The organism is Muricoccus pecuniae (assembly GCF_014199205.1).
GTDB lineage: Bacteria > Pseudomonadota > Alphaproteobacteria > Acetobacterales > Acetobacteraceae > Roseomonas > Roseomonas pecuniae.
In genome coordinates, this window is record NZ_JACIJD010000019.1 from 43,595 (window position 1) to 57,983 (window position 14,389).

The 14,389-nt window shown below is 72.1% G+C and carries 14 protein-coding genes and 1 pseudogene; 4 read left to right on the top strand and 11 right to left on the bottom strand.

The window, feature by feature from the left end; genetic code table 11:
• Window positions 1–104: 104 nt before the first annotated feature.
• Complete coding sequence (locus FHS87_RS17805) at window positions 105–1,148, bottom strand: rod shape-determining protein (RefSeq protein ID WP_184520744.1); 1,044 nt, start codon at window positions 1,146–1,148, stop codon at window positions 105–107.
• A 180-nt stretch (window positions 1,149–1,328) separates the two neighbouring features.
• Between FHS87_RS17805 and FHS87_RS17810 the strand changes: the two genes are divergently transcribed.
• Window positions 1,329–1,571: a hypothetical protein gene (locus FHS87_RS17810; RefSeq protein WP_184520745.1), complete on the top strand. Its 243-nt coding sequence runs from the start codon at window positions 1,329–1,331 to the stop codon at window positions 1,569–1,571.
• A 67-nt stretch (window positions 1,572–1,638) separates the two neighbouring features.
• On the opposite strand, the gene FHS87_RS17815 is transcribed toward FHS87_RS17810, so the two are convergent.
• The 5 genes and pseudogenes from FHS87_RS17815 to miaA all read right to left on the bottom strand — a co-directional run bounded on the left by FHS87_RS17815 (window position 1,639) and on the right by miaA (window position 7,909).
• A complete protein-coding gene (locus FHS87_RS17815; protein ID WP_184520746.1) occupies window positions 1,639–3,225 on the bottom strand; it encodes a 2-isopropylmalate synthase in 1,587 nt (528 codons plus the stop codon).
• A 287-nt stretch (window positions 3,226–3,512) separates the two neighbouring features.
• Window positions 3,513–4,529, bottom strand: a complete 1,017-nt coding sequence (ilvC, locus tag FHS87_RS17820) for a ketol-acid reductoisomerase (protein WP_184520747.1) — start codon at window positions 4,527–4,529, stop codon at window positions 3,513–3,515.
• Window positions 4,530–4,560: 31 nt separating this feature from the next.
• Window positions 4,561–5,076 carry an acetolactate synthase small subunit gene (ilvN, locus tag FHS87_RS17825; protein WP_184520748.1) on the bottom strand — a complete coding sequence of 172 codons (516 nt, stop codon included), beginning with the start codon at window positions 5,074–5,076 and terminating at the stop codon, window positions 4,561–4,563.
• 2 nt (window positions 5,077–5,078) lie between these two features.
• Complete coding sequence (locus tag FHS87_RS17830) at window positions 5,079–6,872, bottom strand: acetolactate synthase 3 large subunit (protein WP_184520749.1); 1,794 nt, start codon at window positions 6,870–6,872, stop codon at window positions 5,079–5,081.
• Window positions 6,873–6,909: 37 nt separating this feature from the next.
• Window positions 6,910–7,909: pseudogene (gene miaA / locus FHS87_RS17835) on the bottom strand (tRNA (adenosine(37)-N6)-dimethylallyltransferase MiaA).
• A 28-nt stretch (window positions 7,910–7,937) separates the two neighbouring features.
• Here miaA and serB point away from each other — a divergent pair.
• Entirely contained in the window at window positions 7,938–8,834 is an 897-nt protein-coding gene (serB, locus tag FHS87_RS17840) for a phosphoserine phosphatase SerB (protein ID WP_184520751.1), read from the top strand.
• Here serB and FHS87_RS17845 read toward each other — a convergent pair.
• A complete protein-coding gene (locus tag FHS87_RS17845) occupies window positions 8,801–9,532 on the bottom strand; it encodes an ArsR/SmtB family transcription factor (protein WP_184520752.1) in 732 nt (243 codons plus the stop codon). The two genes, serB and FHS87_RS17845, sit on opposite strands and share 34 nt — an antisense overlap.
• A gap of 76 nt (window positions 9,533–9,608) precedes the next feature.
• Here FHS87_RS17845 and FHS87_RS17850 point away from each other — a divergent pair, with 76 nt between their 5' ends.
• Together FHS87_RS17850 and FHS87_RS17855 are read left to right on the top strand one after the other, a co-directional pair.
• On the top strand, window positions 9,609–10,382 hold the full coding sequence (locus tag FHS87_RS17850; RefSeq protein ID WP_246418506.1) for a sulfite exporter TauE/SafE family protein: 774 nt from the start codon (window positions 9,609–9,611) through the stop codon (window positions 10,380–10,382).
• Between the two features lie 107 nt (window positions 10,383–10,489).
• Window positions 10,490–10,723 carry a hypothetical protein gene (locus FHS87_RS17855; RefSeq protein ID WP_184520753.1) on the top strand — a complete coding sequence of 78 codons (234 nt, stop codon included), beginning with the start codon at window positions 10,490–10,492 and terminating at the stop codon, window positions 10,721–10,723.
• A gap of 81 nt (window positions 10,724–10,804) precedes the next feature.
• Here FHS87_RS17855 and FHS87_RS17860 read toward each other — a convergent pair whose 3' ends face one another.
• From FHS87_RS17860 to FHS87_RS17875, 4 genes are all read right to left on the bottom strand, one after another.
• Window positions 10,805–11,950: a DegT/DnrJ/EryC1/StrS family aminotransferase gene (locus FHS87_RS17860; RefSeq protein ID WP_184520754.1), complete on the bottom strand. Its 1,146-nt coding sequence runs from the start codon at window positions 11,948–11,950 to the stop codon at window positions 10,805–10,807.
• A 12-nt stretch (window positions 11,951–11,962) separates the two neighbouring features.
• Window positions 11,963–12,964, bottom strand: coding sequence for an NAD-dependent epimerase/dehydratase family protein (locus FHS87_RS17865; protein ID WP_184520755.1), 1,002 nt, complete (start codon window positions 12,962–12,964; stop codon window positions 11,963–11,965).
• Window positions 12,965–13,082: 118 nt separating this feature from the next.
• A complete protein-coding gene (locus FHS87_RS17870) occupies window positions 13,083–14,018 on the bottom strand; it encodes a potassium channel family protein (protein WP_184520756.1) in 936 nt (311 codons plus the stop codon).
• Between the two features lie 10 nt (window positions 14,019–14,028).
• Window positions 14,029–14,379: a RidA family protein gene (locus FHS87_RS17875; protein ID WP_184520757.1), complete on the bottom strand. Its 351-nt coding sequence runs from the start codon at window positions 14,377–14,379 to the stop codon at window positions 14,029–14,031.
• Between the last annotated feature and the right edge of the window lie 10 nt (window positions 14,380–14,389).

Here is a 14,389-nt window from a genome sequence, read left to right on the forward strand (position 1 = left end):
GCGGCCACGCGCCCCGCCCGGGCCGGAACGCGCCCGCGCGGATGTCACCACAAGTTCTGGTTGTTAAAACGGATCGGGACTCGCCCGGTTCCGTCCCCCCGATATCAGTACATCGAGGACAGCACGTGGCGAAGGCGCTTCATATCCTCAAGGGCCCGGCCGGTGCCGAGCGCCACGCAGGAGAGGGCCTCCTCGGCCACGCTCACGGGAAGGCCGGTGGCGTCCCGCAGCACGCCGTCCAGCCCGTGCAGCAGGGCCCCGCCGCCGGTGAGGACGATGCCCTTGTCCGAGATGTCGGCGGCCAGCTCCGGCGGGGTGTTCTCCAGGGCCACGATGACCGCCTCCACGATCTGGGAGACGGGCTCGGCGAGGCTCTCGGCGATCTGGCGCTGGGAGACATAGACCTCCCGCGGGACGCCGTTCATGAGGTCGCGTCCCTTGACCTCGGCGATCGGCCCCTCCTCGCCGCCCTCGGGCTGGGCGGCGGCGCCGATCCCCATCTTGATCCGCTCGGCCGTGCTCTCGCCGATCAGCAGGTTAAACTGCCGGCGGATGTAGGAGATGATGGCCTCGTCCATCTTGTCCCCGCCGACGCGGACCGAGCGGGCATAGACGATGCCGCCGAGGGAGATGACGGCCACCTCCGTCGTGCCGCCGCCGATATCGACGATCATGGAGCCGGAAGGCTCCGTGACCGGCAGGCCTGCACCGATGGCCGCGGCCATGGGCTCCTCGATCAGCAGCACCTTCCGGGCACCGGCCGATTCGGCGCTCTCCTGGATCGCCCGGCGCTCGACGGCCGTGGAGCCGGAGGGGACGCAGACGATGATCATCGGCGAGGCGAAGGAGCGCCGGTTGTGAACCTTGCGGATGAAGTGCTTGATCATCTCCTCCGCCGCCTCGAAATCGGCGATCACGCCGTCCCGCAGGGGCCGGATGGCCGCGATGTTCCCGGGCGTGCGGCCGAGCATCATCTTGGCCTCCTCCCCCACCGCGAGCACCTGCTTGCGGCCGCGGATATCGGCGATGGCCACCACCGACGGCTCGTCCAGGACGATGCCCCGGCCCTTCACATAGACCAGGGTGTTCGCCGTGCCGAGGTCGATGGCCATGTCGGCGGAGAGGAAGCCGAACAGGCGGGAGAACATGGGAATCAGACCTCGGAAGGGCGTGGGAGGGGGCCGGCGGACCGGGCGAGGGGTGACTAGCGGCAAGGGCCGGGCCGCTCAAGCCCGGAAACCGGCGGCGGGGGAGATGAAGGTCTCGCAACCCGGCGCGACAGGCCGCGTTTTTGAGACAGTCGTCAACAAAGCCCAGGGAAACCCATCATGCGGAAGACCAGCCTTGCCCTCCTCGCCCTCGCCGGGCTCAGCCTCGGCGCCTGCGGCTACAGCACCGGGGACCGGGCGGTTTCCGGCGGCCTGCTCGGCGCCGGCGCCGGCGCGGGCGTCTCGGCCCTGACCGGCGGCAGCCTCGGCACGGGCGCCCTGATCGGCGGCGCGGCGGGTGCCGCCGGCGGCGCGCTGACCAGCGGGCGCGACGTGAATCTCGGCCGCCCCGCCTGGCGCTGAGCCCGTCTCGGGCAGAAACGCGAAGGGCGCCCCTCGGGGCGCCCTTTCTTCTTCGGGGTGGCCCGGCTCAGGCAGCGGGCTGCGCCATCTCGGCCGGCGCCGTCCGCTCGCGCTTGACCAGCAGCTTGTTCAGCGCGTGCACATAGGCGCGGGCGGAGGCGACGATCGTGTCCGTGTCGGCCCCCTGCCCGTCCACGAGCTTGCCGTGCTCCTCGAAGCGCACGGTCACGCGGGCCTGGGCGTCCGTGCCGCCGGTGACGGACTGCACGGCATAGAGCTTCAGCGCCACCTCGTGCGGGAATGCCGCGCGGATGGCGTTGAAGGTCGCGTCCACCGCGCCGTCGCCCACCGCCATGCCCTCGCGCTCCTCGCCATCCACGTCCAGCTTCAGCGACGCCATGGGGCGCGTGTTCAGGCCGGAGGTGACGGTGAGCGCCGTGATCTTCACCCGGTCGTGCTGGCGCACCACCTCGTCGTCCACCAGCGCGACCACGTCCTCGTCGTAGACGGACTTCTTGCGGTCGGCGAGGTCCTTGAAGCGGCGGAAGGCGTCGTTCAGCGCGTTGTCGCCCAGTTCGTAGCCCAGGGCCTTCAGCTTGTCGCGGAAGGCGGCGCGGCCGGAATGCTTGCCCAGCACCAGCGAGTTGGTGGTCCAGCCCACGCTCTCCGGCGTCATGATCTCGTAGGTGGAGGCGTCCTTCAGCACGCCGTCCTGGTGGATGCCGCTCTCATGCGCGAAGGCGTTGCGGCCGACGATGGCCTTGTTCGGCTGCACGTCGAAGCCGGTGATGGTGGCCAGCAGGCGCGAGGTGCGGAGGATGTTGGGCGTGTTGATGCCGGTACGCCGCGCGATGGCGTTGCCGCGCGTGCGCAGCGCCATCGCCACCTCCTCCAGGGAGGCATTGCCCGCGCGCTCGCCGATGCCGTTGATCGTGCACTCCACCTGCCGCGCGCCGGCCTGGATGGCGGCCAGGGTATTCGCCACGGCCAGGCCGAGATCGTCGTGGTTATGGGTGGAGAAGATCACCTCATCCGCCCCCGGCACGCGCTCCCGCAGCATGGAGAAGATGCGGGTCATGTCCTCCGGCAGGGCGTAGCCCACGGTGTCCGGCACGTTGATGGTGGTGGCGCCCGCCTTGATCGCCGCCTCGACGCAGCGGCAGAGGAAGTCGGGATCGGTGCGGCTGCCATCCTCGGCCGACCACTCGACATCGGCGGTGTGGCTGCGCGCGAGCGCCACGCTGCGCGACACGGCCGCCAGCACGTCCTCCGGCGACATGCGGAGCTTCACGCGCATGTGCAGCTCGGAGGTGGAGATGAAGGTGTGGATGCGCCCGCGCGCGGCGGGCTTGATGGCCTCGGCCGCGCGGATGATGTCGGCATCCGCCGAGCGCGCGAGGCCGCAGATCACCGGCCCGTCCTTCTCGAAGCGCTGCGAGATGGAGCGCACGCTGTCGAAGTCGCCGGGGCTCGCGATGGGGAAGCCGGCCTCCAGCACGTCCGCGCCGAGTTCGGCCAGGCTCTCGGCCATGCGCAGCTTCTCCTCCAGGTTCATGGAGAAGCCGGGGGACTGCTCGCCGTCGCGCAGCGTGGTGTCGAAGATGATGACGCGGTCTTCCGCGATCGTGCCGAAGCTGGGGTGGCTGCTGGCCATCTGTGCCGTTCCTTGGTGCCGTGTGGTTCAGACATACGGGCGCGTCGCCCGGGGAACCCCCTGAGCGATGCGGGCCGGTCAGCCGCGCGTCACGCCCAGGGGCGGCGAAGTCGAAGGAGAAGGAGGGCGAGGGCCGGGCGCGCGGAAGCGCCGGCGGGAAGGCCGGGGCGGAAGGGCGCGGAACGGGCGGGGTTCGCCTGCATGGTGGGAAAGCTACGTCGCCTCTCGGGCAAGGGCAAGCCCGGAATGGCGTCGCGGGGCCCCTTTCAGGGACCCCGCGGGCCGGCTCAGTTCTTCGCCTGGTCGACGAGCTGGTTCTTCTTGATCCAGGGCATCATCTCGCGGAGGCGCTCGCCCACCTGCTCGATCGGGTGCTCGGCCAGCTTGCGGCGCGTGGCCTTGAAGCTCGCCTGGTTCACGCGGTTCTCCAGCATCCAGTCGCGGGCGAACTTGCCGGTCTGGATGTCGTCCAGCACGCGCTTCATCTCCGCCTTCGTCTCCGGCGTGATGATGCGGGGGCCCGTGACGTACTCGCCGTACTCCGCGGTGTTGGAGATGGAGTAGTTCATGTTGGCGATGCCGCCCTCATAGATGAGGTCAACGATCAGCTTCACCTCGTGCAGGCACTCGAAATAGGCCATCTCGGGGGCGTAGCCGGCCTCGACCAGCGTCTCGAAGCCCGCCTTGATCAGCTCGACCAGCCCGCCGCAGAGCACGGCCTGCTCGCCGAACAGGTCGGTCTCGCACTCCTCCTTGAAGGTCGTCTCGATGATGCCCGAGCGCCCGCCGCCGACGGCGGAGGCGTAGGAGAGCGCGATCTCCAGCGCGTTGCCGCTGGGGTTCTGGTGCACGGCCACGAGGCAGGGCACGCCGCCGCCCTTCTGGTACTCGCCGCGCACCGTGTGGCCCGGGCCCTTCGGCGCGATCATGAACACGTCGAGATCCGGGCGGGGATCGAGCAGGTTGAAGTGCACGTTCAGCCCGTGCGCGAAGGCCAGCGCCGCACCCTCCTTCATGTTCGCGTGCAGTTGCTCGCGATAGAGGTCGCCCTGGCCCTCGTCGGGGGTCAGCATCATGACCACGTCGGCCCACTTCGCCGCGTCCGCCGGCGACATCACCTTGAAGCCCGCGGCCTCGGCCTTCCTGGCGGAGGCACCGGGGCGGAGGCCGATGACGACGTCCTTCACGCCGGAATCGCGCATGTTCATGGCATGGGCATGGCCCTGGCTGCCGAAGCCGATGACCGCGACCTTCTTGGCCTTGATCAGATTCACGTCCGCGTCGCGGTCATAGTAAACGCGCATCCAGTCTTTCCCCTTGTCGAGCTTGCCAGTTCTAGGCCGCGAGGCTGCGCGGCCCGCGCGCGATGGCGACGGCGCCCGTGCGGGACACCTCCGCGAGCCCCAGCGGCCGCATCAGCGCCACGAAGGCGTCGATCTTCTCGGCGGTGCCGGTCATCTCGAAGGTCGCGCTCTCGTGGCTCGCATCCACCACGCGGGCGCGGAAGGCGTCGCCCAGGCGCAGTGCCTCCATGCGCGCCTCGCCGCGGCCGACGACCTTGATCAGCGCCAGCTCCCGCGTCAGGTGCGGCCCCTCCAGCGAGAGGTCGGACACCGTGTGCACGGGCACGAGGCGGTCGAGCTGCGCCTTGATCTGCTCGATGATCATGTCGGTGCCGCTGGTGACGACGGTGATGCGCGACAGGCGCCGCTCCTCGTCCACGGGCGCCACCGTCAGGCTCTCGATGTTGTAGCCGCGGCCGGAGAAGAGTCCGATCACGCGCGCGAGCACGCCCGCCTCGTTCTCCACCAGCACGGCGATCGTCGCCGTGCGCTGCATCAGGTCGGACATGCTCAGACCAGCACCTTGCCTTCGTCGGTCACGCCGGCGACCCCGCCCTGCTGGCCCGGGCCGAGGATCATCTCGTTATGCGCCGCGCCCGAGGGGATCATCGGGAAGACGTTCTCCTTCTGGTCGACGGCGATGTCGGCGATGACGGGGCCGGGATGCGCGATCATCTCGCGGATCACCTCGTCCAGATGGCTCGCATCCGTCGCGCGGAGGCCGCGGGCGTGGAAGCTCTCGGCCAGCTTCACGAAGTCGGGCAGCGCCGCCGAGTAGCTCTCGGAGTACCGGGAGCCGTGCAGCAGCTCCTGCCACTGGCGGACCATGCCCATGTACTCGTTGTTCAGGATGAAGACCTTCACGGGCAGGCGGTACTGCGCGAGTGTGCCCATCTCCTGGATGTTCATCAGGATCGAGGCCTCGCCGGCGATGTCGATCACCAGCGCGTCCGGATGCGCGATCTGCACCCCGGCCGCGGCGGGAAGGCCGTAGCCCATGGTGCCGAGCCCGCCCGAGGTCATCCAGCGGTTCGGCTTCTCGAAGCCGAAATACTGGGCGGCCCACATCTGGTGCTGGCCGACCTCGGTGGAGATGAAGGTGTCGCGCCCGCTCTCCCGCGTGATCTCGTAGAGGCGGCGCACGGCGTGCTGCGGCTTGATGATGCTGCCGCTCTGGACGTAGTCCAGGCAGTTCCGCGCGCGCCAGCCGTCGATCTCGCGCCACCAGGCGGCGATCGCCTCGCGGTCCTGCTCGGCGCGGTCGGCCTCCCAGGCCTCGATGATGGCGCGCAGCACGGCGGCGGCGTCGCCCACCACGGGCACGTCCACCTTGACGTTCTTGTTGATGTTCGAGGGATCGATGTCGGCGTGGATCTTCTTCGATCCCGGCGAGAAGGCGTTCAGCCGCCCGGTCACGCGGTCGTCGAAGCGCGCGCCGATGTTGAACATCACGTCGCAGCCATGCATGGCGAGGTTCGCCTCGACCGTGCCGTGCATGCCGAGCATCCCGATGAAGCGCGGGTCGCTGGCGGGGAAAACGCCCAGGCCCATCAGCGTGTTCGTGCAGGGCATGTTCGCCATCCGCACGAAGCGCGCCAGCAACTCGCTCGCCTCCGGCCCCGCATTGATCACGCCGCCGCCGGCATAGACCACGGGCCGCTTCGCGCCCTTGAGCAGCGCGACGGCACGGCGGATGGACTCCGCATCGGGGCGCGTCTGCGGGCGGTAGGAACGGTGCTCCTCGCGCGGCGCCTCCTCATAGGTGCCGCGGGCAAGCAGGATATCCTTGGGCAGGTCCACCACCACCGGGCCGGGCCGGCCGGAGCGCGCGACGTAGAAGGCGTCGTGCACCGTGCGCGAGAGGTCGCCGATCTTCTTGACGAGGTAATTGTGCTTCGTCGCCGGCCGCGTGATGCCGGTGGTGTCGGCCTCCTGGAACGCGTCGTTGCCAATAAGATGCGTCGGCACCTGCCCTGTGAGGCAGACGATGGGGATGCTGTCCAGCAGCGCGTCCACCAGCCCCGTCACCGCGTTCGTCGCGCCGGGGCCGGAGGTGACGAGCACGCAGCCAACCTTCCCCGTCGAACGGGCATAGCCCTCGGCCGCGTGCACCGCCGCCTGCTCGTGCCGCACGAGGATGTGGCGGATGGCGTTCTGCTGGAACAGCGCGTCGTAGATCGGCAATACCGCGCCGCCGGGATACCCGAAAATGACCTCTACGCCTTGCTCCTTCAGCGCGCGGAGGACGATCTCGGCGCCCGTCAGGGTGCTCTGGTCGGTCTGGGCCGGAAGGGTTGCGGACATCGGGCGTTTCCTGGGCAGGGGGTCGCGGGCCGGTGGTCTACGGGCCCCCTCCCCCCGCGTCAATCCGGCAATTGCAGAAATGATAAGATTCCACCTAACTGACTTTCCGAAAATTGCGCGTAACCCGCGATACGCGCATTGATGATATGCGCCCGGTTCGGGGCAGCCAGGGGGTGATGGCGGAACCAGGTGGCCTGCCGCTTCGTGTACTGGCCGATCGCGAGGCAGGCCCGCCGCCCCGCCTCCTCGGGGGACAGCCGCCCCTCCAGCACCGCGGAGAGCTCCGGCACGCCATGGGCGCGCATGGCAGGCAGCGCGGGGTCGAGGTGCTGGGCCTGCAGCGCGCGCACCTCCTCCATCGCGTCCGCCCGCAGCATCGCCTCCCAGCGGGCGGCGATGGCGGCGCGCAGCACGTCGCGCGGGGGGTCGATCAGGATCGCGCGGAAGCTGTGCGGCGCGGGGCCGGTGGCCGGCGCCTCGGCCTGCCAAGCGGCGATGCCGCGCCCCGTGGCCCGCCAGACCTCCCAGGCGCGGGCGAGGCGCTGGCTGTCGCCGGGCCGCAACCGCGCCGCGCTGCGGGGATCGGCGGTGGCGAGGCGGGCGTGCAGGGCTTCCGGCCCCTCCTCCGCCAGCAGGCGCCGCGCCTCCTCCCGCACGGCGTCGGGGATGGCCGGCATCTCGGAGAGGCCGCGGGTCAGGCTGCTGAAATACAGCCCCGTGCCGCCGCAGAGGATGGGCAGCCGCCCCGCCGCCTCCGCCCGCGCCATGGCTTCCAGCGCCGCCTCGCGCCACCAGGCGACGGAGGCCGCGCGCGCCGCCGGCAGCACGCCGTAGAGGTCGTGCGGCGCCATGGCCTCCTCCTCCGGCGAGGGGCGGGCGGTGAGGACGCGCAGCTCCCGGTAGAGCTGCATGGAGTCGGCGTTGATCACCACCCCGCCCAGGCGCCGCGCGAGAGCGAGGGCGAGGGCGGACTTTCCCGAGGCGGTGGGCCCCGCGATCAGCAGGGCTGCCCTGCGCGTTCCGGCGATTTGCTCCATGGCGGGTCCGAGGGCATGAACCGCGCCCATGTCGCACGTCCTCACCCTCGTCGCACCCCCCGGGGGGCTTCCGGCCTCCCTGCCCGGCCTCGCCCGCGATGCGCTCGCCGCCCTCGGCGCCGATCTCGGCGCGCCGGACTGGCTGGCGGAGGCGGAGGCGGTGGACCTGCCCTTCTCCCGGCTGGACCCGCAGCAGGCGGTGGCCGCCTTCCGCCGCGCCGCCGGGGACGCGCCCGTGGACGCTATCGCCGGGCCCGCCGAGGGCCGCCGCAAGGCGCTGCTGATCGCCGACATGGACAGCACCATCGTCACCAGCGAGACGCTGGACGAGCTGGCCGCCTATGCCGGGCTGAAGGAGCAGGTGGCCGAGATCACCCGGCGCAGCATGAACGGCGAGCTGGACTTTGCCGCCGCCCTGCGCGCGCGGGTGGTAATGCTGAAGGGCCTTCCCCTGGACGCGCTGGAGGCGACCTGGAGGGAGACGCACTTGATGCCCGGCGCCCGGGCGCTGGTGCGGACCATGTCGGCCCATGGCGCGCACTGCGCCCTCGCCTCCGGCGGCTTCACCTTCTTCACCGGGCGCGTGGCGGAGCTCTGCGGCTTCGCGAGCCACCACTCGAACACGCTGCTGGAGGAGAACGGGGCGCTGGCCGGCACGGTGGCCGAGCCGATCTTCGACCGCGACGCGAAGCTCGCCACCCTCACCCGCCTCGCGGCTGAGAGGGGGCTGCCCATGTCCGCCACGCTCGCGGTCGGCGACGGGGCGAACGACCTCGCCATGATCGGCGCGGCAGGGCTCGGCGTCGCCTATCGCGCGAAGCCGATCGTGGCCGCCGCCGCCCGCGCGCGGGTGGACCATGCCGACCTGCGCGCCCTGCTCTACGCCCAGGGCTACCGCGCCCCGGAGATCCTGGCGGATGGGTAGGGCGCCGCCCGGTCCAGCCCGAAGCCTTCCCGCAGCCCAAGCCACCCGGGCGGGGTGACCTCCACCGCCCGCGATCCCGGCACGCGCCGGACCCAGTTCATCTCGACCAGCCGCCGGCACAGGGCCGCGCCGAGCGACCCGGCCAGGTGCGGGCGGCGCTCGCTCCAGTCGAGGCAGGGACGGCAGAAGGGGCGGCCGGCGCGGCCGGGGACCGCGATGCCGAGCGAGGCGAGGAAGATCTCGCCCGATCCGGTCAGCGCCCCGCCATCCTCGCCGAGCCGCAGATGGCCGCGCGCGACCATCGAATCCGCCATCCCCACCGCGAGCCTACCGGCGAGGTGGTCGTAGCAGGTCCGGGCCTCGCGCAGCGCCGCCTCGCGCGGGCCGGTGCGCGGCGGACTGCCAGCGGAGGGGCGGTGTTGCGCGGCGGAGAGCGCCATCAGACCCTCCAGCACCCGCGCGACCTCGGGCGAGGCGAGGCGGTGATAGCGGTGGCGGCCCTGGCGCTCCTGCGCCAGCAGCCCGGCCTCCAGCAGCCGCGCGAGATGGCCGCTCGCCGTGCTCGGCGCCACCCCGGCGACCCGCGCCAGCTCCCCCGCTGTCAGGGCGCGGCCGTCCATCAGCGCGGCGAGCATGCCCAGCCGGGCAGGGTCGCCCAGGGCGGCGGCGGTCTCGGCGAGGGCGGCGGTGCTGGCCATGCCCACCGGATACCGCGCCCGCCACCGCCCATGCTACGGCCGGGAGCGAAGCATCCGGCGGCGTCGGACGCCGAGAATGAGCGCCCATGACGGAGGGGACCTGAACATGGACGCCGCGCTGATCGCCGCGATCGCCGCCACCTTCACCCTGGCGGGCTTCGTGAAGGGGGTGATCGGACTGGGGCTTCCCACCATCGCCATGGGGCTGCTCGGCTCCCTCATGCCGCCCGCCGAGGCGGCGGCGCTGCTGGTGATCCCCTCCGTCGTCACGAATATCCTGCAGATGACCGGCGGTCCGGGGCTTGGGGCGCTGCTGCGCCGCCTCTGGCCGATGCTGGCGGGGGTGGTGGCCGGGAGCCTGGCCGGGGCGGGGCTGCTCGCCCGGGCGAACGGGCCGGCGGCGATGGCGGGGCTGGGCGCGGCGCTCGTTGCCTATGCCGTGTTCGGCCTGCTGCCGCGCAAGCCGCCCCGCCTGCCGCCGCGGCACGAGGCCTGGGCCGGGCCGCTGGCCGGGGCGGCGACGGGGCTGGTGACGGGGGCCACGGGGGTCTTCGTCATCCCCGCCGTGCCCTATCTCGGCGCGCTCGGCCTCTCGCGGGACGAGCTGGTCCAGGCGCTCGGCCTCTCCTTCACCGTCTCGACCCTCGCCCTCGCCGCGGCGCTCGGCGGTGCCGGGGTGTTCAATGCGGGGCTGGCCTGGGGCTCGGCCCTCGCCCTCGCGCCGGCGCTGGCCGGGATGGGGCTGGGCAACGCGCTGCGCCGGCGCGTCTCGCCCGAGGTGTTCCGGCGCTGGTTCTTCCTCGGGCTGCTGGCGCTCGGCGCGCAGCTCCTGGCGCGCGGCCTCGCCTAGCGATCCGTGCCTCCTCGCAAACTTGGCTACCGCGGGCACCCTCCGCCCCCGTCCCGCGTTGTTGGGGCTGACGGCGCGCCCGGTGCACCGCAGAGGAGAAGCCACCCATGGACGACACCAAGCCCTCCCCCGAGACCAAGCCCGTGACCGACAACTGGGACGAGGCCGCCCGGAAGAGCGAGCAGGCCTGGAACACGGAGACCGACAAGACCGGGAGCGTGCCCGATCAGGCGATGGAGGACACGATGCAGCGGACCGAGGAGGGCTACGGCTCGGGCAAGGACGGCGTCGATCCCGGGAAGGACGACGACGGCCGCACGCCCGCCCACGCCGCTCGCTGAGGCGGGCGGGGCCCCTTCGGCCGGGAGGGGCAGCCCTGACCAGGGCCGCCGCGATCCTGCCCGGGGCGGCGCCCGCCGTTCCTAGAGCGCCCGGAGCGCCGAGCAGACCTTGTCGAGCTGCGCCTCGGTCATCTCGGGAAAGACGGGCAGGCTCATCACCTCCCCGGCGGCGCGGGACGTCTCGGTGCAGGCCGCCGGCCCCAGGGCCACGCGGCCGCGATAGGCCGCCTGCTCATGGACGGGGACGGGGTAGTGGATGGCCGTCATCACCCCCTGGACGCGCAGCCGCTCCATCACCCCTTCACGGTCCGGCACGCGCAGGACGTACTGGTGGAAGACGTGCTCCACCCCCGGCGCGCGATGGGGCGGGGAGAAGGGACCGTCCGCCAGCGCGGCGTCATAGGCCGCGGCGATCTCCCGCCGGCGGGCATTGGACGCGTCCAGCAGGGGCAGGCGGACGCGCAGGATGGCGGCCTGGATCTCGTCCAGCCGGGTGTTCACCCCGGGCTCGTCCGAGATGTAGCGGCGGTGCCAGCCATACTGGCGGAGGGCGCCCATGCGCTTGGCCAGCGCCTCGTCGGGGGTCGCGGTGATGCCGGCATCGCCGAGGGCGCCGAGATTCTTCGTGGGATAGAGGCTGAACGCGGCCGCATCGCCGATGGTGCCCACCATGCGGCCATTGATGCGCGCGCCATGCGCCTGGGCCACGTCCTCCACCACGGCGATCCCCGCCTCCCGGCAGGGGCCGAGGATGGCGTCCATGTCGCAGGGATGGCCGTAGATATGGACGGGAATCACGGCGCGGATGGGCGGCAGGCCCGGGGGCGGGTTGCGGATGACCTCCAGCAGCTCCGCAGGATCCATGCAGAAGGTGCGGGGATCGATGTCGATGAGAACGGGCGTCGCCCCCACCATCTCGATCGCGGCAACGGTGGCCACGGCGGTGTGGGACACGGTCGCCACCGCGCAGCCCGGCCCGATGCCGAGGCCGCGGAGGATGAGGGCGATCGCGTCCGTGCCGTTGGCGCAGCCTACCGCATGCATCGCCGGCCCGCCGCCGGCCGAGAGCCAGGCGCCGTACTCCGCCTCGAAGGCGGCACCCTCCTGCCCCAGGATGTACCAGCCGCTGTTCAGCACCCGGCTGACGGCGGCGTCGATCGCCTCCTTCTGGGCGCGGTAGGAGGCGCCGAGATCGGCCTGGGGGACAGGGAGGTCCTGTGCGTTCATCGAGGTTTTTCCTCAGGTCTCGTCGGAGAGATAGGCGGGGAGGCGCGGACGGAACCAGTCCACCGTCCGGCGCAGCCCTTCCGGCAGGGTGATGCGGGGAGCCCAGCCCGTGAGCGCGCGGAAGGCGCGGTCGTCGGCGTGGTAGGAGCCGATGTCGATGGCGGCGCGCTCGGCCGGGAAGCTGCGGAGAACGTAGCCGCCCTCCCCCGCCGCGGCCACCATGGCGTCGCCGAGGTCCTTCAGGCTGATCGGGGCGTCGCCGCCGAGGTTGAAGGCGCGGCCCGCCGCGTCCGCCGGCTTCGTGGCCAGGGCCTCGGCCGCGGCGAGGAAGGCGGCAACGACATCCTCGACATAGGAGAAGTCGCGGAGCTGCTCCCCGCCCCAGACCTCGAAGGGCGCGCCCTCCAGCACCCGGCGGACCCAGATTCCGAGGAAGGTCTGGCGCGCATCCATCACCCGCATGCGCGGGCCGTAGCAGTTGGTCAGCCGAAGGGCGGTGACGGGGCGGCCATGGACGCGGTTCTCCAGCAGCCAGTACTGCTCGGCGGCGAACTTGGAGACGCCGTTGGCGTCCGGCGGCACGATCGGATGCGCCTCCGGCACCGGAAGCACCTGCGGGCGGCCATAGAACTGGCGGGTCGATGCATGGACCACCCGCGCCGCGGGGGCGCCCTGGCGCAGCGCCGCGATCAGCCGGAGCTGGGCGTGGCCGTTGATGGCGAGGTCCGTGAAGGGATCGGCCATGCTGCCGGCATGGCTCGTCTGCCCCGCCATGTTGAACAGGGCGTCGATCCCCTCGACGAGCGGCGGCAGGTCCGCGTCCCGCAGGTCGGCCTCCACCAGCCGCGCGCCGCTCCCCTCCAGATTGGCCCGCCGCGCGCCGGTTCCGGGCAGCAGCGCGTCCAGCGCCACCACCTCCGCCCCTGCCGCGCCGAGCGCCTGGCACAGCGCCGAGCCGAGGAACCCCGCCCCGCCCGTGACGAGCACGCGTTTCCCGCGCCAGCTCCCAGTCATTCGATCACCCCATCCCGGCACCACGACCGGTGCCGCGCCCCCATACCCAGCCTCCGATTAACGAAAGGCCGAAGGAGGACGGAATTGCGGCACCTGCCGGGCGCTGTCCAGGGGGAGGCTACTCCTCCTGGTCCCGCGCGCGGTCGTCCTTGGCGGAGAGCCGGTTGCGGGTGATCTCGTAGAAGCCGAAGAGCAGGAGGATCTGCCCCGCCAGCACCTCCACCGCGGCGAGCAGCCGGGCGCCGTCATCCGTCGGCCAGATGTCGCCGTAGCCGACGGTGGAGATCGTCACGACGGAGAAATGCAGCGCGTCGCGGAAGCCGAGGTCGATCGGCCCGTCCGGCCCGGCGAAGAGGCGCCCGCGCGAGACGCCGTCCGCCACGCGGTAGAGGCAGGCGAAGACGACGGTGATGAGGGAGAAGAGCGCGGCATAGGCGGCGATGGGCACGACGAGCGATACGGCCCGGCCGCCGATCGCATCCATCAGCTGGGCGATGTCCACCAGCAGCCGCACCAGCTCGCGCACCGCCCGCGCCGCCAGGACGCCGATGAGCGCGCAGCCCGCCACCAGCGCCACGCCCTGCCAGGCCGCGCCGAGCCGGTTCGCGGGCAGGGAGAGGCAGGCCGTGCCGAGCACCGCCATCATCAGGAGGAACTTGCCGATGCGGCGGAGATGCTCCTCGTCCGGGATCTCGCCCTCCTCCACGATGCGGCGCAGCCCCTCGCGCCGCCGGATCACGGCAGCGAGGAAGGCGAAGACCGGCAGGATGAAGGCGCCCCCCAGCACCGCGTCCGACACGTCGGGGAAGGCCGAGCGGCCGATCACCGTGAAGAGGGCAGCATAGGTCGCGAAGCCGACCCCCGTGCCGAGGGCGAAGTCCAGCCCGCGCGGGAAGAGGCGGAACAGCACGCCGAAGCCGAGCGCCGCGGCGAAGAGCACGGCGCCCGAGAGCCAGGGCCCGTCATCCCCCACCCCCGCCGCGACGAGGACGCCGAGCCCCATCGTGGCCAGGAAGGGCCGCCGCCAGGCCGGCTGTTCCCAGAAATGGATCATCGGGAGGCGGTCACGGCGCGCGGGCGATGCCGGTGATCTCGACCTTCCAGGCCGGGTTCACCAGCGGCGCCTGGATCGTCATGCGCGCGGGCTTGGCCGATGGGTCCAGCCAGGCGTCCCAGGCGCGGTTCATCGCCGGGGCGTCCGCGATGTCGGCCAGCACCACCTGCACCTGGAGCAGGGCGCGCTTGTCCGTCCCGGCCTCGGCCAGCAGCGCGTCGATCTGGGCGAGGATGTCGGCGGTCTGCCCCTCCGCGTCCAGCGTGGCGTCGTCCGCCACCTGGCCGGCCAGGAAGACGAAGCCACCCGACACGACCGCGCCGCTCAGGCGCTCCTCCTCCGCCAGGCGCCGGATGTCCATGCGCGATCCC